General features: G+C 73.9%; 14 protein-coding genes. 6 read left to right on the forward strand and 8 right to left on the reverse strand.

Annotated features, from left to right (window positions below):
* Positions 1-23 precede the first annotated feature (23 nt).
* The 3 genes from CFLA_RS11965 to CFLA_RS11975 are packed head-to-tail and all read right to left on the reverse strand — an operon-like array spanning position 24 to position 4,491.
* Positions 24-2,534 carry a glycosyltransferase gene (locus CFLA_RS11965; protein WP_013117589.1) on the reverse strand — a complete coding sequence of 837 codons (2,511 nt, stop codon included), beginning with the start codon at positions 2,532-2,534 and terminating at the stop codon, positions 24-26.
* Positions 2,531-3,508 (reverse strand): GDP-mannose 4,6-dehydratase, encoded by a 978-nt coding sequence (locus tag CFLA_RS11970; RefSeq protein ID WP_013117590.1) that lies wholly within the window; start codon positions 3,506-3,508, stop codon positions 2,531-2,533. The genes CFLA_RS11965 and CFLA_RS11970 overlap by 4 nt, the downstream gene beginning before the upstream one ends.
* Positions 3,505-4,491: a GDP-mannose 4,6-dehydratase gene (locus tag CFLA_RS11975; protein ID WP_013117591.1), complete on the reverse strand. Its 987-nt coding sequence runs from the start codon at positions 4,489-4,491 to the stop codon at positions 3,505-3,507. Before CFLA_RS11975 ends, CFLA_RS11970 begins: the two co-directional genes overlap by 4 nt.
* A 71-nt stretch (positions 4,492-4,562) precedes the next feature.
* Here CFLA_RS11975 and CFLA_RS11980 point away from each other — a divergent pair, with 71 nt between their 5' ends.
* From CFLA_RS11980 to CFLA_RS12005, 6 genes are read left to right on the forward strand one after another with little or no spacing between them, the layout of a single operon-like run.
* Positions 4,563-5,312: a hypothetical protein gene (locus tag CFLA_RS11980; protein ID WP_013117592.1), complete on the forward strand. Its 750-nt coding sequence runs from the start codon at positions 4,563-4,565 to the stop codon at positions 5,310-5,312.
* Between the two features lies 1 nt (position 5,313).
* On the forward strand, positions 5,314-6,825 hold the full coding sequence (locus CFLA_RS11985) for a glycosyltransferase family 4 protein (protein ID WP_013117593.1): 1,512 nt from the start codon (positions 5,314-5,316) through the stop codon (positions 6,823-6,825).
* Positions 6,803-8,314: a glycosyltransferase family protein gene (locus tag CFLA_RS11990; protein ID WP_013117594.1), complete on the forward strand. Its 1,512-nt coding sequence runs from the start codon at positions 6,803-6,805 to the stop codon at positions 8,312-8,314. Before CFLA_RS11985 ends, CFLA_RS11990 begins: the two co-directional genes overlap by 23 nt.
* Positions 8,301-9,206 (forward strand): ABC transporter permease, encoded by a 906-nt coding sequence (locus CFLA_RS11995; RefSeq protein WP_013117595.1) that lies wholly within the window; start codon positions 8,301-8,303, stop codon positions 9,204-9,206. The genes CFLA_RS11990 and CFLA_RS11995 overlap by 14 nt, the downstream gene beginning before the upstream one ends.
* A complete protein-coding gene (locus tag CFLA_RS12000; protein ID WP_013117596.1) occupies positions 9,206-10,441 on the forward strand; it encodes an ABC transporter ATP-binding protein in 1,236 nt (411 codons plus the stop codon). The genes CFLA_RS11995 and CFLA_RS12000 overlap by 1 nt, the downstream gene beginning before the upstream one ends.
* A gap of 40 nt (positions 10,442-10,481) precedes the next feature.
* Entirely contained in the window at positions 10,482-11,582 is a 1,101-nt protein-coding gene (locus CFLA_RS12005; protein WP_013117597.1) for an FkbM family methyltransferase, read from the forward strand.
* Between the two features lie 64 nt (positions 11,583-11,646).
* Here the strand turns inward: CFLA_RS12005 and CFLA_RS12010 are convergent, their stop codons facing one another.
* From CFLA_RS12010 to CFLA_RS12030, 5 genes are read right to left on the reverse strand one after another with little or no spacing between them, the layout of a single operon-like run.
* Entirely contained in the window at positions 11,647-12,768 is a 1,122-nt protein-coding gene (locus CFLA_RS12010) for a glycosyltransferase family 4 protein (protein ID WP_013117598.1), read from the reverse strand.
* Complete coding sequence (locus tag CFLA_RS12015) at positions 12,761-14,023, reverse strand: polysaccharide biosynthesis protein (RefSeq protein WP_013117599.1); 1,263 nt, start codon at positions 14,021-14,023, stop codon at positions 12,761-12,763. The genes CFLA_RS12010 and CFLA_RS12015 overlap by 8 nt, the downstream gene beginning before the upstream one ends.
* Positions 14,023-14,883, reverse strand: a complete 861-nt coding sequence (locus CFLA_RS12020) for a decaprenyl-phosphate phosphoribosyltransferase (protein WP_245530242.1) — start codon at positions 14,881-14,883, stop codon at positions 14,023-14,025. The genes CFLA_RS12015 and CFLA_RS12020 overlap by 1 nt, the downstream gene beginning before the upstream one ends.
* On the reverse strand, positions 14,880-15,395 hold the full coding sequence (locus CFLA_RS12025) for a phosphatase PAP2 family protein (protein ID WP_013117601.1): 516 nt from the start codon (positions 15,393-15,395) through the stop codon (positions 14,880-14,882). Before CFLA_RS12025 ends, CFLA_RS12020 begins: the two co-directional genes overlap by 4 nt.
* Positions 15,392-17,389, reverse strand: a complete 1,998-nt coding sequence (locus CFLA_RS12030) for a hypothetical protein (protein ID WP_148234352.1) — start codon at positions 17,387-17,389, stop codon at positions 15,392-15,394. The genes CFLA_RS12025 and CFLA_RS12030 overlap by 4 nt, the downstream gene beginning before the upstream one ends.
* Between the last annotated feature and the right edge of the window lie 86 nt (positions 17,390-17,475).

Genomic DNA, 17,475 nt, shown 5'->3' on the forward strand with positions numbered 1-17,475 from the left:
CTGCGTCGTCGTCCGCGTGGTCGTCACTCGGCCGGGGGCGCTCCCCCGACGACGCGCCGCAGCCGGCCGGTGGCCCGGCGGGTCACCTCGCGCACGCCGCCCGCGCGCAGGTAGTCGCGCGCGAGCGCGAGGTCCTGGCGCACGGTGGGACGCGGGCGGTCGGTGCGCCGCCGCTGCGGCGGCGTGACCGAGCGGACGACCGCGAGGTCGGGCGCCCGGCGCGCATCGCGCACGAACTCCACGAGCGGTCGCAGCGTGCGTGCCCAGCGCATGGTGTCGGCGAACTCGCCCACGGCGGTGCGTGCCCGCGCGGCGGCCTCGTCGTCGTAGAGCATCTCCCCCAGCGCCGCGGCGAGCGCGTCGACGTCCTCGGGCGGCACGACGCGGCCGAGGCCGTTGTCACGGATGATCGGCTCGAACGTGTCCCCTGCGGTCGCCACGATCGGCAGCGACGCCCACAGGTAGTCGAGGATCCGGGTGCGGAAGCTGAACTCGGTCTCGATGTGGTGGAAGTGCGTCGACACGCCCACGTCCGCGTCGAGCAGGTAGTCCGCCCGCTCGTCGTACGGCACCCAGCCCTCGTTGAAGAAGACGTGGGTCCCGGTCAGCCCGAGGGAGTCCGCGAGCTGCCGCGTCTCCCAGGCGATGCGCATGTCGGGCACGCCGGGGTTGGGGTGCTTGAGGCCGAGGAAGAACAGCCGCACGTCCGGGTGCTCACGACGCAGGACGTCGATCGCCCGGATGAGCGTCAGCGGGTCGAACCAGTTGTAGATGCCGCCGCCCCACAGCACGACCTTGTCGTCCGGGCCGATCCCGTCGACGGCGCCACGGATCGCGTGGCGGCGCTGCACGGGCGGGGCGTCCTCGACGCCGAACGGCACGACGTCGATGAGCGAGCGCAGGGACTCGTCCGCGTCGTACACCAGCGGGTTCACACGCCCCTGGCCGGCGAGCTGGCCCAGCCAGAAGTCACGCTGCTTGGCCGACGCGCACAGCAGGTAGTCCGCACGCTGGAGCTGGGTGTTGAGCACCTGCGTGATGTCGGAGACCGCGCGCCGGCGACCGTCCTCGCCGAGGTCCCGCGCCTGCTCCAGCTGCTCGAGGTGCATCGGGTCGTAGACGTCCGCCACCAGGATCTTCGCGCTGTCGATGAGCCACGGCGCGGCCTCGATCAGGAAGCCCTGGAAGACGATGACGTCCGCCCAGTCGGTCAGCGCGCGCAGCGCCTTGCCGCCCGACGCGTGCTCGAGCCGGAACGGTGCGTCGGAGCGCATGACCCCGCCGGTGGAGGCCAGCACGACGTCGTGGTCCCGGTGCAGCGCACGGGCGATCTCCCACGCGCGGATCGCGGGACCGGCCATGCGCTCGGCGAGCGGCTCGCCCGTCACGACGAGCACGCGCTGGCGCGAGCGGAAGTGCTGCTCGATGCCGAGCGCGTCGACCAGCAGGTCGTGGGTCGCGAGGTACCCGGGCAGGCCGTAGGCGGGCTCGATCGCCTGCCGGAACAGCCCGAACAGCTCGCGGTCGCCGCGCCGGCGCCGCGTCTGCAGCTCACGGCGCGTCTCGAGCAGCGAGGGAAGGTGCTCCAGCACGCCGTCGACCGCCATGAGACCGGCCATCGTCGACTTCGGCACATCGAGCGTGCCGACCTCGTCGCCGCCCGGCGAGCGCTGCAGGTCGAGCTGGGCGGTGTCCACCCCGCCCCGCTCGAACGAGCGGCGCACCGCGAGCGCGAGCGCCGCGGGCAGCGTCCGCGCGAGCGTCTCGTCGTCGTAGTTCTTCACCATCGACATCAGCGCGTTGCGCTCGAGCAGGTAGCTCTCGCGGAAGTTGCCGTGCTTCTTCATGGACGCGTGGTGCTTGTGGAACGCCAGCGAGCCCGGCACGTACCGCACGCGGTGACCCAGCATGTTGAGGCGCCAGCCGAGGTCGACGTCCTCGTAGAACATGAAGAACCGCTCGTCGAAGCCGCCGACCGCGCGGAACACCTCGGTGCGCACGAACATCGCCGCGCCCGTGCCGAACAGCACGTCCTTCGGCTCGTCGTACGCGGGCGAGTCGGGCTTCTCGACCTCACGCTTGTACCCCATGCCGTACCAGGTCAGCGAGCCGTCGACGAAGTCGACCAGCTTCCCGTCCCAGTCGAGCACCTTCGACGCGACGCAGGCGACCTCACGGTCGGCCTCGAGCGCGGCGACGGCCGCCGACACCCAGGAGGTGTCGGCACGCGCGTCGTTGTTGAGGAAGGCCACGTACTCGCCGCGCGCGTGCGCGACGCCGAGGTTGCAGCCTCCGGCGAAGCCGAGGTTGGCGCCGGCCTCGACGACGCGCGCGTCGGGCAGCCCGGCGCGCAGCCGCTCGGCGGAGCCGTCGCCGGAGTGGTTCTCGACGACGATGACCTCGAGCCGCTCGGCGGGCCAGTCCTGCTCGGCCAGCGACCGGGCGCACACGAGCGTGTCGTCGGTGCCCCGGTAGTTCACCAGGACGACCGAGACCATCCCGGGCACGACGGGCGGCGGGGTCGGGGCGCTCATGCGCCCTCCCGGACCAGTGCGACGTCGTGGTCGACCATGCGCCCGACGACCTCCTCGAACTCGACGGTGGGGGCCCAGCCGAGCACCTCGCGCGCCTTCGTCGCGTCCCCGACGACCTCGCCCGGGTCGACGGGCCGCACGAAGCGCGGGTCGGTGACGACGTGCTGCTGCCAGTCCTCGATGCCGACGCGCGCGAACGCGGCGGCGACGAACTCGGCGACCGAGTGCGTGCGTCCGGTGGCCACGACGAAGTCGTCGGCCACGCCGTGCCGGACGGCCCGCACGAGCGCGTCCACGTAGTCCTCCGCCCAGCCCCAGTCGCGGCGCACGTCCGTGCTGCCGAGCGCGAGCGTCCCGGTCCCGGCCGCCGCGATGCGGGCGGCCGCGGCCGTGATCTTGCGCGTCACGAAGGCCTGCGGCCGCAGCGGGGACTCGTGGTTGTAGAGCACGCAGGTCGCCACGTGCAGGTCACGGCTGCGGTAGACGGCGGCCATCTGGTGCGCGTACGCCTTGGCGGCGCCGTACGGCGAGACGGGGCGCACGGGCGTCGACTCGTCCTGCGGCGCCTGGTCCGGCACACCGAAGATCTCGGCACTCGACGCCTGGACGACCCGCACCCGCCGTCCCGAGGACTCCTGCAGGCGGCGCGCCGCCTCGAAGACGCCGACGGCACCCAGACCCGTGACGGCACCGGTGAGCACGGGGTGCTCCCACGAGAAGGCCACGGAGCTGATGCCCGCGAGGTTGTAGACCTCGTCGGGGGCGACGTCGCGCACGAGCTGCTCGACGCCGGCGGTGTCGGTGAGGTCGCCGACGTGCACCTGCACGCCGGCGGGGCCGGCCCAGGCGTCGCGGTCGGCCGCGGAGTGCGCCAGGCCGTGGACCTGCACGCCCTCCGCGACCAGCCGGCGCGCGAGGAGCGTCCCGTCCTGCCCGGTGACGCCGGTGACCAGGGCGGTCCGGACGTCGCTCACAGGCGCGCGAGCTCGCGCTGCTCGGCGACGTCGTGGTCGACCATCATCTCGACGAGCTGCTCGAAGCCGACCTGCGGCTTCCAGCCGAGCTGCTCGTGAGCCTTGGCCGGGTCACCGATGAGCAGGTCGACCTCGGCGGGGCGCATGAAACGGGGGTCCTGCTTGACGAGGTGCGCCCACTCGTCGATGCCGACGCGGCGGAACGCGACGTCGAGCAGCTCGCGGATCGAGTGGGTCTCGCCCGTGGCGACCACGTAGTCGTCGGCGTCGTCCTGCTGGAGCATGCGCCACATCGCCTCGACGTAGTCGCCGGCGAAGCCCCAGTCACGCTTGGCGTCGAGGTTGCCGAGCGTGATGTGCTCCTGCAGGCCCAGGGAGATGCGCGCCACGGCCTGCGAGACCTTGCGCGTGACGAACTCCGGGCCGCGGCGGGGCGACTCGTGGTTGAACAGGATGCCCGACGAGGCGTGCATGCCGTACGACTCGCGGTAGTTGATCGTCATGTAGTGGCCGAAGACCTTGGCGACGCCGTAGGGCGAGCGCGGCCACAGCAGCGTGGACTCGCGCTGCGGCACCTCCTGCACCTTGCCGAACATCTCGGACGAGGACGCCTGGTAGAAGCGCACCTTCGACAGGTCGTCGTGCGCGTACAGGCGCACGGCCTCGAGCAGGTTGAGCACGCCCTTGCCGGTGACCTCCGAGGTCAGCAGCGCGTTCTCCCACGAGTACGCGACGAACGAGATCGCGCCCAGGTTGTAGACCTCGTCGGGCTGCGCCTGCTCCAGCGCGCGGATGAGGCTCGACATGTCGGTCAGGTCGCCCGTGACGAGCTGCACGCCGGGGACCGTCTCGCGCACCAGGTCGAACTTCGGGTTGTTCTGGCCCCGGATCAGGCCGTAGACCTCGTACCCCTTGGAGAGCAGGAGCTCGGAGAGGTACAGACCGTCCTGGCCGGTGATGCCGGTGATGAGTGCGCGGGGCATGATTCCTCGGAGCGTGGGCGACAGTGGGACCCGGCGATCCTAGCGCCGCTGTCGTCTCCTATGATGTCGCGGTGCCCTCCCCTCGATTCGTCTCTTTCGCTGCGGACGCCGAGGACGTGGTCCTGTGGCGGGCCCTCGGTCGGCAGGCCCCCGGCCGGTACCTCGACGCGAGCGCCCCGTCCCCCGACTCCCCCTCGGTGACGCGCGCCTTCCACGACGCCGGCTGGTCGGGCGTCGTGCTGGCCGCGACCGACGCGACCGCCGTGGCCCTGCGCGCGCAGCGCCCGCGGGACGTCGTCGTGACCGACGTCGAGGAGGCCCTGGGCGCGGCCGGCGGCGTGGACCTCGTCGTCGCCGACCGCGCCGTCCTCGCGCGCGTGCTCGGGGCCGGGGCGGCACCCGCCGTCGTCGTGCTCACCGGCGTGCCGCACGGCACGTCCCCCGACCCGGTCGACGGCTTCGCGGCCGTCCAGGCCGTCGGCTCGTCGCACGTCCTGGTCGCCGACGGGCGCACCGATCTCGCCGCCACGCTGTCGAGCCCGCCGAGCGTGCGCGCCGACGGCTACGAGCGTGCCGTCGAGCGCGACCTGCGCGCCGAGCGCGACGAGGCGGTGACCGCCCTCATGCGGTGGCGCGCGACGGCCCTGGCCGGCTGGCCCGGTGCCGCACCCGCCGCGGCCGGCCCCGACGACAGCGCCCGCACGATCGCCGAGCTCGCGCACGAGCTGCACAAGGTCCGCTCGACGCTGTCGTGGCGGGTGACGGCGCCGCTGCGCGCGGTCTCGGGGACCGCAGCGGTCCGCCGCGTCCGGGGGCGCTGAGGTGACCTCCCCCGACGCGACGCACGTCCGCGCCCTGCGCCAGCGCCTGCGCGCCGTCGCCCGCCACGTCCTGGGTGCCGAGCCGGCGCCCGTCGACGACCCCGCCGCCGACGCCGGCTGCCTGCTCGACGCCATGGTCCGGCACCTCGCGCGTGTGCCGGACACGGCGCGCGCGTGGCTGCTGCTCGCGGCCGTCGCGTCGTGCTACCCGAGCCGCGACGAGCTCCTGGCCTTCGTGCACGACGTGCGCGGCAGCGACCCGGACGAGACCACGGTGCGCCTGCTGCGCACGACCGCCGACGCCGCCCGCACACGCGGCACACCGGCGTACGAGCTCGACGTCGTGCACGGCGGGGTCATGCTCTCGGTCGACTACTGCGCGCGCGCCGACCACCACACCGGCATCCAGCGCGTCACGCGCGAGACGGTGCCGCGGCTCGCCCGCGAGCACGACGTCGTGCCGGTGGCGTGGACGGACGAGTCGTGGTCGATGCGCACGCTCGAGCCCGTCGAGGTGGACCGGGTCATGCGGTGGAACGACCAGGCGCACCTCGACAAGGTGGACCGGCCGCGCGGCGCGTTCCGGCTGGTCGTGCCGTGGCAGGCGACCGTGATGCTCATGGAGGTCGTGCTCCCCGGCATGTGCGAGCCGCTCGACTGCCTGGCCGAGTTCTCCGGCTCGCGCCTGTGCGCCATCGGGTACGACACGATCCCGCTGCTGAGCGCGGAGCTGCGCCCGCCGGCCGAGCCCGACAACTTCGTGTCGTACCTCACGGTCCTCGGACGCGCCGAGCGGATCGCCGGCATCAGCCGCGCCGCGACGCAGGAGTTCGCGGGTGCCGCGCGCATGGTCCGCGCGACCGGCCGACGCGCCCCGGAGGTCGTCGAGGTCTCCCTGCCCGCCGAGCCGCCGATGGCGACCGAGGCCACGCAGCCGCCGCCGCGCACCGTGCCGCTCGTCGTGGCCATCGGCAGCCAGGAGATGCACAAGAACCACCTGGCGCTCGTCGCGGCGTCCGAGACGCTGTGGCGCGAGGGCCTGGACTTCGAGCTGCAGCTCGTGGGGCGCGCCGGCTGGGGCTCCGACGAGCTGCGGGAGCGCGTCGACACGCTGCGCGCACGGCACCGCCGCGTCTCGATGCGCGCGGGCGTCAGCGACGCCGGGCTGTCGGAGGCGTACCGCACCGCGCGGTTCTCGGCGTTCCCGTCGCTCCACGAGGGCTTCGGCCTGCCCGTCGCGGAGTCGCTCGCGTCCGGCACGCCCGTGCTCACGACGCGGTACGGCTCGATGGCGGAGATCGCCGCGGACGGCGGCTGCGTCACGGTGGACCCCCGCGACGACGACGCGCTGGTCGACGCGATGCGCCGCCTGCTGACCGACGACGACCTGGTCTCCGGGCTGCGGCAGGCGGCGCTCGCGCGCCGCGCCCGCTCGTGGGACGACTACGCCGCCCAGCTCTGGGACGACGTCATCGCCGAGAGGAGCGGACGTGCGACGTCTGCGGCACGCTGACGGGGACGCCGCTGCGCGCACCGAGGCCCTGAGGTCCCGGCTCACGCTGGTGCTGACGGCGCTCGAGGAGCCGGTGCCCGCCGACGACGCGGAGGGCGCGCTCACGCGCCGTCTCGCGCGCGGGGACGCGTCCGACGTCTGGTGCACCCTCGCCGTGCTGCGCGGCGTGCTGCCGACGCAGCCCGAGGTGCTCTCGGCCGTGCGGCTGCTGCGCGCGGACGGACCCGAGGCCGTGCTGCGGACGGTCGTCGGGCGCGTCGTGCCCGACCTCGACGTCGTCCTCGCCCCGCGTGGCGTGCTGCTGGACGTCAGCCCCACGCGGTCGGCGGTCGACGAGCTCGGGGCGCCCCTGGTCGTGGAGCAGCTCGTGTCCGCGTGGGCCGACCGCGACGCGCAGCACGTGCGGTGGTCGGCCGACGGCCGCCGCCTGCTGCCCGCCCCCGCGGGCGGCGTCACGGCCGCGAGGGACGACGACCCGGTCGAGGAGCGCACGAGCGTCGTGCCGTGGCGCAGCACGCTGGTCGTCCTGCGTCCCCCGACGCAGCAGGCCACGGCGTCCCGCGTGCACGCGCTGGCGACGTGGGCGCGCGGTGCGACCGGAGCGGTCGGCTGGGGGGAGCCGGCGATCGTCGCGAACGACCGGACGCCCGGTGAGGCCGCCGCCGCGGCCGCGGGCCTGAGCGCACTGCGCCACGTCGACGTCGTCGCCGCCGTGTCGGCCACCGCGCGCGAGCAGTACGAGGGCTGGCTCGAGATGGTCCGCACCCTCGAGCTGCCCGGACCGCGCCTGACCACGGTCCCCCTGCCCGACGAGGCGCCGGAGGTCGACGACACGCAGGTCGCGTCCTGGGACGCCGCCCCCCTGCCCCTCGTGGTCTCGACGGGCGGGCTCGGCCCGCGGGGCAACCAGCTCGCCGTGCTGCGCGCAGCCAACACGCTGTGGAACGAGGGCGTGGCCTTCCAGCTCCTCATGCTCGGTGACGACCGGCCCACGTCGGAGGCCCTCGCCCGGCAGGTGACGCGCCTGCAGGAGGCCGGCCTGCCCGTCGGCGTGCGCCGCGGCCTCGACCTGGGCGGCACCGCCGCGCTGCTGCGGTCCGCCTGCTGCCTGGTCGACGTGCCGCAGCACGACCCGCTGGGCTACCACACGGCGATCGCCCGAGCGCTCGGCACACCCGTGGTGGCCGGCGCGCACGGACGCTCCCCGTCCCCCGGACGGGACTCGCCGGTCGCGGACCCGGACGACTCGACGGCACTGGTCGGGCTGCTGCGTCCGCTCGTGCGCGGGCACGCTCCCGGCGACCTGACGTACCGTTCTCCCGCACCCACCACCCGCACGTGGGGCGCCTTCGCGGACGAGCTGTGGGACGCCCTCGTCCGCCGCGCCACCGGGCCGCACGACCCGGACGGCGTAGACTCCCCGTCAGCGAGCTCGCGACGAGGCCGTACCACCGAGAGCCTCGACGAGGGGATCCATGAGCACGACTAGCACCGACCGCCGGGCCCAGCTCGCGCTGGAGCCGATGCGCCTGGCCGGCCCCAAGCCGGGCTTCCTGCAGGGCACCCGGGCGTCCGTCCGCGAGATCGTCGCCCACCGCGAGCTGCTCGGCATGCTCGTGCGTCGCGAGCTGAAGGCCCGCTACAAGGACAGCGTGCTCGGGTTCTTCTGGAGCCTCATGCGTCCGCTGACGCTGCTAGTGGTCTACTACGTCGCCATCGGCAAGTTCCTGCGGGCTGCCGAGAGCATCCCGTCGTTCGCGATCTTCGTGTTCACCGGGCTCACGGCGTGGTCGCTGTTCTCCGAGATGGTGCAGACCGGGACCGGGTCGATCATCGCGAACTCCGGCCTGGTGAAGAAGGTCTACCTGCCGCGCGAGATCTTCCCCCTGGCCTCGATCGGCTCGGCGTTCGTGAACTTCGCGATCCAGCTCGGCATCCTCGTGCTCGCCGCGGTCGTGCTGGGCGAGTTCCCGCTCGGGTCGCGCTGGCTGTACGCCGTCCTCGCGCTGGCGGTGGTCGTCGTCTACGGCACGGCCCTCGCGCTCGCGCTGTCGGCGGCGAACGTCTACCTGCGCGACGTGCAGTACCTGGTCGAGATCAGCCTCATGGTCCTGTTCTGGGCGTCGCCGATCGTCTACTCGTGGACCATGGTGTCCGACAAGATCGCCGGGACCGTCCTGGACACCCTGTACTTCGGCAACCCGATGACGCTGGCCGTCATCGGGTTCCAGGAGGCATTCTGGGTCGCCGGCGACCAGATGCGCTCCCTCCCCGACCTCGCCGGCCGGCTGGGCATCGCGCTGGCGGTCGGCCTCGTCCTGCTCTGGCTGGCGCAGCGCACCTTCGCGCGCCTGCAGAGCAACTTCGCGCAGGAGCTGTGATGGGCGCCCCCCACGTCGTCGAGATCGAGAACGTCTCCAAGCGGTTCGTCATCCGCAAGGAGAAGTCGCTCAAGGAGCGGCTCGTGAACCTCCGGCGCTCCAACCTCCACAAGGAGGACTTCTGGGCGCTGCGCGACATCGACCTGCAGATCGAGGCCGGCACGACCGTCGGGCTCATCGGCCCCAACGGGTCCGGCAAGTCGACGCTGCTCAAGACGGTCGGTGGCATCATCCAGCCGACCTCGGGCGAGGTGCGGCTGCGCGGCCGGCTCGCGGCGCTGCTCGAGCTCGGCGCGGGTTTCCACCCGGACCTGACGGGCCGCGAGAACGTCTACCTCAACGCCGCGATCCTCGGCCTGTCACGCGAGCAGACCGACAAGCACTTCGACGCGATCGTCGACTTCTCCGGCATCGAGCGGTTCATCGACACCCAGGTCAAGTTCTACTCGTCGGGCATGTACGTGCGGCTGGCGTTCGCCGTCGCCGTGCACGTCGACCCGGACATCCTGCTCGTCGACGAGGTGCTCGCGGTCGGCGACGAGCCGTTCCAGCGCAAGTGCATGGACCGCATCCGCGGGTTCCAGCACGACGGGCGCACGATCGTGCTGGTGACGCACTCCCTCGACCAGGTGCTCGAGATCTGCGACCGGGCGGTCGTGCTCGACCACGGCTCGATCATCGCCGACGGCGAGCCGCGCGACGCCCTGCGCGCGTTGCGCAGCGAGTACGACCAGATCCGCCAGGACGAGCTCGCGCACCAGCGCGAGGCCGCCGAGACCGTCACGGTCACGGAGGCGACACCCGCGGCGGCCGTGGCGCCGCCTGCCGCCGAGGTCACCGCGATCGAGGTGCTCGACACCGCCGGCGACCCCGTCGACACCGTCCGTCCGGGCGACGACCTCGTGGTGCGCGTCCACCTGCGGGCGGACGACCCCGTCACGAACGGGTTCGTCGGCATCGCGATCGAGAACACGATGGGCCTGCTGCTGTACGGTACGAACTCGAAGCTGCTCGGTGTCCCCCTGCCGACGTTGTCCGGGGAGTCGTCGTTCAGCTTCACGCTGCCGGGGCTCTCGCTCGGGGACGGCAGCCTCGTGGTGCACGCGGCGATCTCCTCGGAGGAGGGCACCGAGCTGCACCGGCTGCGGGAGGGGGCGGTGCTGGCGTCGGTCACCGACGACAGCAGCATCGGGCTGGTGTGGACGAAGCCCCTCTTCGCACGCCTCGACGCGTGACCCACGTGCCGCCGACGAGCGCCTGAGAGCAAGGAGCACCATGCCCGAGACGGGACCCTCCGCGGAGGAGATCGCGGCCGACCACGAGCGTCGTGTACGGCTGACGGTCGCCTGCCGCGACACGGACCGCCTGCCGAAGGTCGACGGCGCGGGCGAGGTCCTCGACCTCGAGGACGGCACGCGGGTGCAGCGGATGCACAACGGGCTGCTCGTCGTCGAGGGTGCGTACCTGGGCGGATGGACGACGCAGATCATCGAGGGCCTGCGCGGGCACCACGAGCCGCAGGAGGAGGTGGCGTTCCACGAGGTCCTCGAGCGCGTCGCCGCCACCGAGCCCGACCCGGTGATGATCGAGCTCGGTTCGTACTGGGCCTACTACTCGATGTGGTTCGCGCGGCGCACGGGCGGCCGGGTGGTCGACCTCGAGCCCGACCCGGGTTACCTGGAGGTCGGCCGGCGCAACATGGCCCTCAACGGCATCGAGCCGACGTTCGTGGTCGGCGCGGTGTCCGACCGGGCCGGCGTCGACGTGTCGTTCCCCGCCGAGTCCTCGGGCGAGGTCGTGACCGTCCCGGGCTACACGCTCGAGTCGCTCATGGCGGAGACGGGCGTCGAGCGCGTCGCGGTCGTCCTCGCGGACATCCAGGGCTTCGAGCGCCACCTGCTCGCCGAGATCGGTGACCTCGTCGCTGCCGGTCGCGTGCGGTTCATGGTCATCTCGACCCACCACTACACGATCTCGGGTCGCGTCACGACGCACCAGGAGACGCTCGCGCGCGTCGCCGAGCTCGGCGGGCACGTCCTCGCCGAGCACACCATCGGTGAGTCGGCCTCGGGTGACGGCCTCGTCGTGGTGTCGTTCGACCCGCAGGACGCCGACATGACGATCGAGCTCTCCCACGTGCGCAGCAAGGACTCGTACTTCGGCGAGCTCGAGCCCCACCTGCAGGAGGCGCGCGAGCTCGTGGAGGCCCGCGGCCGGCTCCTCGAGGAGCGGGCGTCGCTCATCGAGAAGCAGGAGGAGCAGCTCCGGACGCTCCGCGAGCAGCTCGAGGCGCGAGCACCGGCCCCCGCGCCGGCCCCCGCGCGCCCGCGCCGCCCCTGGGACGGCCTGCTGCGTCGTACGCCCGCGGGTCGCTGAGATCCTCGCGCGCGGAGCCCGCTGAGCACGGGCCGCCCGACCCGGCGGCCCGTGCCCGGACGCGTCAGCGACCCAGACGCTCCACGAGGTCGACGTGCGCACCGATGACGACGTCGAGCCCGTAACGTTCGACGGCGCGCGCCGCGCCCGTCGCCCGGTCCGGCGGGTCCGTCGCGAGCTCGCGCACCGCGGCGGTGATCGCGGCGGCGTCGCGTCGCGGCACCACGCGCCCGAACCCGGTGACCGTCACCGGCATCCGGACGCCCGGGAGGTCCGAGGCGATCGCGGGGACCCCCGCCATCATCGCCTCGACCTGCACGATGCCGAAGGCCTCGAGCGAGTTGATCGACGGCAGCGCGAGGATGTCGAGGCTCGCGTACAGGTCGGGGAGCTGCTCGTCCGGCAGGAAGCCCGTCAGGCGGATCCGCGGGTCGTCACCGATCCGCTCCCTGACGCGCTCGACGACCGAGCCGCCCGCCACGCGCGCGAAGTCACCCGCGACGAGGAGTCGCGCGTCGGGGTCGTCGAGCGCCCGGAACCCGTCGACGAGGTACTCCAGCCCCTTCTCCTCGACGATGCGGCCCACGAACCCGACGTGCACCCCGTCACCGTCACGGAACGTCGGCGCGCCGCCGGTACGGTCCCGCGCCGGCGGCGGCACCGCAACCGTCCGGCCTGCCATGACAGGCCAGAGCCGGCTCGAGCGGGCGTAGTCCTCGCTGGTCACGACGACCTCGTCCGCACGACGCAGCGCGACCGCGTGCGACCGGTCGAGCGCCCACGTCTGGAACGATCCGAACCAGCCGGGGGGGAGCGTGACGTCGCAGTGGTAGGTGACCAGGACCGGCACACCGCGCGCGCCGAGGGCGATGGCGCCCGCCTCGAGCATCGGCACGTGCACGTGCAGCAGCCGGGCGCGGCGTGCGTAGCGCAGGACCGTCGGCACGAACGACGGGCTGACGATGCCCTTCCCGATCCTCGCCACGACGGGGGTCCGCACGACGCGGACGCCGTTGATCACCTCGCGTCGCGGCGTCGCGGGGTCGTGGTGACCGGCCACGACGAGCACCTTGTAGCCGCGCTCGGCCCACGCCTCGGCGGCGACCCGCGCCGCCTCGGTCACCCCGGAGACGTACGGGGCGTAGTAGTTGAGCGCCACGACGACGTCGTAGACGGGCTCAGGCACGGTGCTTCTCCCTCTGGGTGACGGGTCGGGGTGCGTGACGCACCCTCGCCAGGACGACGGGTCCGAGGACGAGTGCGGCCGTCGCGCCCCCCAGTGTCAGGGGCAGCGTGACGGCGCGCAGCGGGTCGGACGCGAGCAGGTACGACGTGACGCCCACGGCCACCGCCAGCGGCCACGCGACGGCGATCGCCCGGTGCGCGCCGAGGGCGACCGCGACGTCGTTGAGCACTGCGGCGCACAGGTAGCAGGCGACCCCGGCCGCGGCGAGCACCACGAGCGTACGGGTCACGTCGTACTCCGGGCCGAACGCCGTGCGGACGGCCCACGGCCCGACGAGCACGGCGCCGGCGACGGTCGCGGCACCGACCGCGACGGCGGCGCCGCCGACCACCAGCAGCAGGCGCCGCAGCTCGGCCGCGGGCCCCCGCAGCGCCAGGCCGGCGATCCGCGCGACGTACCCGGCCTGCGCCCCCTGGAAGACGAACACGGGGACGCGCACGATGCTGAGCACCGCGAGCAGCACCCCCGGGAACGCGTCCGCGGCGGCCGCGGCGGGGACGGGGCTGTTGAACAGCAGCTGCATGCACGTCCCGGCGACGACGAGCCACACGAGGTCCCGCCCGAGGCCGCGTCCGCCGTGCTGCGGTCCGGCCGGCGCGGCGACGACCTCGCACGACCGGCGGGCCAGGAACCACGCCGTCACGGCGCTCGCCGCGCACGAGGCGGTCACCGCGACGAGGTAGGGCCCCACGGACCGCACACCGGCCGCGGCGAGGACCGCCGCGGCGAGGGCGCGCCCGAGCGTGTCCACGGCCAGGACGACCGCGTAGCCCCGCAGGTCGCGGCGACCCGCGAGCACTCCGCGACCGGCGAACTGCACGGCGAACGCCGCGACGACGACGACCGAGCACGCCGTCGTGAGCGCGCCCGTGGCGGGGCGCAGCGCGACGCCCACCGCGACGAGCGCCAGCACCACCGCGCCGACGACGCCCGCCGCCCGGACACCGGCCGTCAGGAGCCGGCGCACGGTCTGCGCGCCCCGCGCGACCTGGCGCGCGACGAGCTGCTCGACGGGGAGGAACGCTCCGATCGACACGACGACGACGAACGTCCAGAAGATCGAGAAGTCGCCGTAGCGCACCGTGCCGAGCGCCCGTCCGACGGCGACGAGCAGGACGTAGGTGGCGACACCGGCCACGCCCGTGCCCACGAGCACCCAGACCGGCGAGTCACGGCCCGGCACGCGGGGCGACATCAACCGCTCACGAGCCCGATGGTGAAGAGCACGAACCACACGACGCCGAGGAGCTGCAGGATCCGGTCGCCCAGCACGACCGACTCGGGCTCACCGGCCGCACCCTTGTCGATGTCGACGGCGTAGCGCAGCAGGGCGACGACGAAGGGCACCAGCGAGAGCTGCGGCCAGATCGGGTGCTCGCGCTCCAGGGCGAACGCCCACATGGCGTAGAAGACGACGGCGCCGGCGGAGGCGATGCCCCACACGAAGCGCAGGTAGCTCGCCGAGTACTCCTCGAGGGTGCGCCGCGTCGCCGCGCTGCCCTCCCCCACGAGGCGGACCTCGGAGTAACGCTTCCCGGCCACCATGAACAGCGACCCGAAGGCGGCGACCAGGAGGAACCACGGCGACAGCACGACCGCCGCGGCCACCCCGCCGGCGAGCGCGCGCAGCAGGAAGCCCGAGGAGACGACCACGAGGTCGATGACGGCCTCGTGCTTGAGCCACAGGCAGTACGCGACCTGCAGCAGGCTGTACGTGCCGAGCACGACGGCCAGGTCCTCGTAGCCGAGTGCGAGGACGCCGAGGAGGGAGCCGGCGAGGAGCAACACGGCCACCACCAGCGCGGTCCGCACGGACAGCTCGCCCGACGCGATGGGCCGTGCGCGCTTGACCGGGTGGGCGCGGTCGTTCTCGCGGTCGATGACGTCGTTGATCAGGTAGACGCCCGACGCAGCGAGGCAGAACGCGACGAACGCGACGGCGACGGCGACGGCGACCTGCAGCTGCCCCAGCGTGCCGGCGGCGAGCGGCCCGGCGACGACCAGGACGTTCTTCGTCCACTGCCGCGGGCGCACCGCCCGGACGAGCGCGTTCACGGGCGCCCGCCGCGTGCCCACGCCCGCGCCGCGAGCCCGACGGCGCCGCCGAGCGCGATCCCGGCGGCGACGTCCGTGGGGTAGTGCACACCGAGGACGACCCGCGACGCCGCCATCGACCCGGTCAGCAGCGCGGCCGCAGGTGCCCCGACGACGCCGGACGCCACGACGGCCGCGGCCGTCGTCGACGTCGCGTGCGCACTGGGGAAGCTGAGCTCCGACGGCGTCGACACGAGGGCCTCGACGCCGTCCGCCCGCGGGCGCCGGCGACGCACGACGCGCTTGACCACGACAGCCGCGGCGTGCGCGCCGAACGCGGCTCCCGCGGTGGCGAGCCAGGTGCGGCGGTGGCGCCGGTCGAGGGCGGCGCCGAGCAGACCGAGCGCGACCCAACCGATCGAGTGCTCACCGACGTGCGACATCCCCCGGGCGATGCTCGGGGCGGCCGTGCCGGCCGTGGCGGACTGCACGGCGCGCAGCGCACGCACCTCGAGCTCGTGCAGGCCGCTCACGCGTCCGCCCCGGTGTTCACGAGCGCGTCGGTGGATCCCGTCGTGCCGGACCTCGCTGGCCCCGCGTCCCGCCGGCCCGTGCCCTCGGTCGGCTCGGGGACGGGGCCGCTCGCCGCGTCGTCACCCGGTGCGTCCCGCTCCGTGCGGTGGCCGCGGCGCACGGGCGTGCCGGCGACCACCACGACCGCGAGCAGCACGAGCACGACGCCCCAGAGGAACCCGCCCGGGAGGTCGTTGAGCTGCTCGAGGAGGCCCGGCTCGCCGTCCTCCTGCCACATGAGCGCCGAGCGGTGCACCACGACCCCGCCGTTGCCGAAGGTCAGCACGCGGGACACGACGTCCTGGCCGCCGACCGCGACCGTGCCGCCGACCTCGAGCACCTCCCGCGTCGCGCCGGACTCCGGGACCGTCAGCGGGTACTCCTGGAGCACGTCGTCGCCGGCGAGCAGCTGGGCGAGCCCGACGGTCTCCCCCGGCTCCCCCGTGAGCGTGACCCGGAACACCGCCTGGTACGTGGAGGCGATGACGCGCCGCGGCCCGTCCTCGGCGACCGCGCCGACGGCGCCCGGCACCGACGCGACGGCACCGTCCGCGCGGGACTCACCGGCCCCCCCGACGGCCAGCCGAGCGCCGTCGATGATGTAGCCGGGCCCCCGGCGCTCCATGACGTCGGGCCAGACCTCGCCGAACCGCTCCGCGACGGGCAGCACCTGGCTCTCCTGGCCGGCGACCGGGTAGAGGTCCTCGTAGCGGTCGAGCAGCTGCGCCGACACGGCGAGGGAGAGCACGAGCAGCGGAGCCGCGAACCACCAGGTGCGGCGCGCGTGGGTCAGCGCGGCGGCCAGCGGGATCGCGAAGAGGGGCGCGAAGGTCGCGAGCCACCGGCCGGGCGGGCAGTAGCCGCCGCCCTGTGCCACGCCGGAGACGATCGCGAGGTAGCCGGCGCAGGTCACGACCCCGAGGACGGCCCACCAGCGCCACCGCAGGACGGCGGCGACGACGCCGGCGAGCGCGACGAGGAGGACGGGGGCGTAGGGCAGGATGCCGCGCTGCTCGTCGAGGATGCTGCCCACGCCGTAGATCCACACGAACGTCGGCTGGAACGGCAGCTCGCTGGGGAACACGTCGGGCCGGTACGCGGCGTTGGGGGCCATCGACCCGAACAGGACCTGGTGGTAGGCGAGGATCCCGGCGGCGGACACGACGAGCGGCGCCATGGCGGCCAGCGCGCGGCGCCAGTGCCGCACCAGGGCGTCGCGCACGGCCTGCACGCCGCCCGGCGCCGGCAGCTCGAGCGCCCGCAGGAGGATCGCCAGGGCCAGCGGGAGGACCAGGACCGCGAACCGCAGGTGCATCCACGGCATGAGTGCCGCGAGGGCCGCCGCGAGCACGAGGCGCCAGGTGTGGAGCCGGCCGGTCACGAGGACCGCGAGCGACGTCGCGAGCAGCGCGGCCGCGGGGACCTCCGGGTAGATCTGGTGCGCGAAGGCGACGCTGGGGACGACGAGCATCACGCCGAGCACGGACACGACCGCGACCCACGGGCGGCGCACGAGCCGCTCGACGACGAAGAACATCGCCGACGCCGCGACGGCGCTGATGAGCAGCGCGACGACACGCGCCAGCTCGTAGCCGCCGCCCAGCAGGTACGCCGGGGTCAGCAGCAGCGGCAGGCCGATCGCGTGGATCGGCGAGACCGGGCCGCCCTCGTGGTACACGCCGGCGTGGGTCACCGGGTCGAGCTCGGTGAAGCCGGGGTACGCGTTCGCGACGCGCTCGGGGCTCGCGTAGTCGTTCGTCAGGTCGATGTCCCCGTCACGGACGATCGACTGCGCGATGAGGAGGTAGTGCGGCTCGTCGCCCGTGATCCCGGGGATGTCGCGGGTCATGCCGATCGCGGCCGACACGACGAGGGACACGATGCCGACGGCGACCGCCATCACCCATCGCCGCCGCGGCGAGAGCTCTCCCCGGGCGTCTGCAGGCATACTCACGTCGCGTTCTCCAGCGGGTTCGGGTGACGGGGACGGCCCGCTGCGATGGGGACCGGCAGGAATGATAGCGGGCGGACGCGCACGGA

This window comes from Cellulomonas flavigena DSM 20109 (assembly GCF_000092865.1).
In the GTDB taxonomy this organism is placed as follows: Bacteria; Actinomycetota; Actinomycetes; order Actinomycetales; family Cellulomonadaceae; genus Cellulomonas; species Cellulomonas flavigena.

What these genes read in the sequence shown, in the direction of transcription:
- CFLA_RS11965 (WP_013117589.1), bottom strand. Translation starts at nt 2,534, where the DNA reads ATGAGCGCCCCGACCCCGCCGCCCGTCGTGCCCGGGATGGTCTCGGTC.
- CFLA_RS11975 (WP_013117591.1), bottom strand. Translation starts at nt 4,491, where the DNA reads ATGCCCCGCGCACTCATCACCGGCATCACCGGCCAGGACGGTCTGTAC.
- CFLA_RS11995 (WP_013117595.1), top strand. Translation starts at nt 8,301, where the DNA reads ATGAGCACGACTAGCACCGACCGCCGGGCCCAGCTCGCGCTGGAGCCG.
- CFLA_RS12000 (WP_013117596.1), top strand. Translation starts at nt 9,206, where the DNA reads ATGGGCGCCCCCCACGTCGTCGAGATCGAGAACGTCTCCAAGCGGTTC.
- CFLA_RS12005 (WP_013117597.1), top strand. Translation starts at nt 10,482, where the DNA reads ATGCCCGAGACGGGACCCTCCGCGGAGGAGATCGCGGCCGACCACGAG.
- CFLA_RS12015 (WP_013117599.1), bottom strand. Translation starts at nt 14,023, where the DNA reads ATGTCGCCCCGCGTGCCGGGCCGTGACTCGCCGGTCTGGGTGCTCGTG.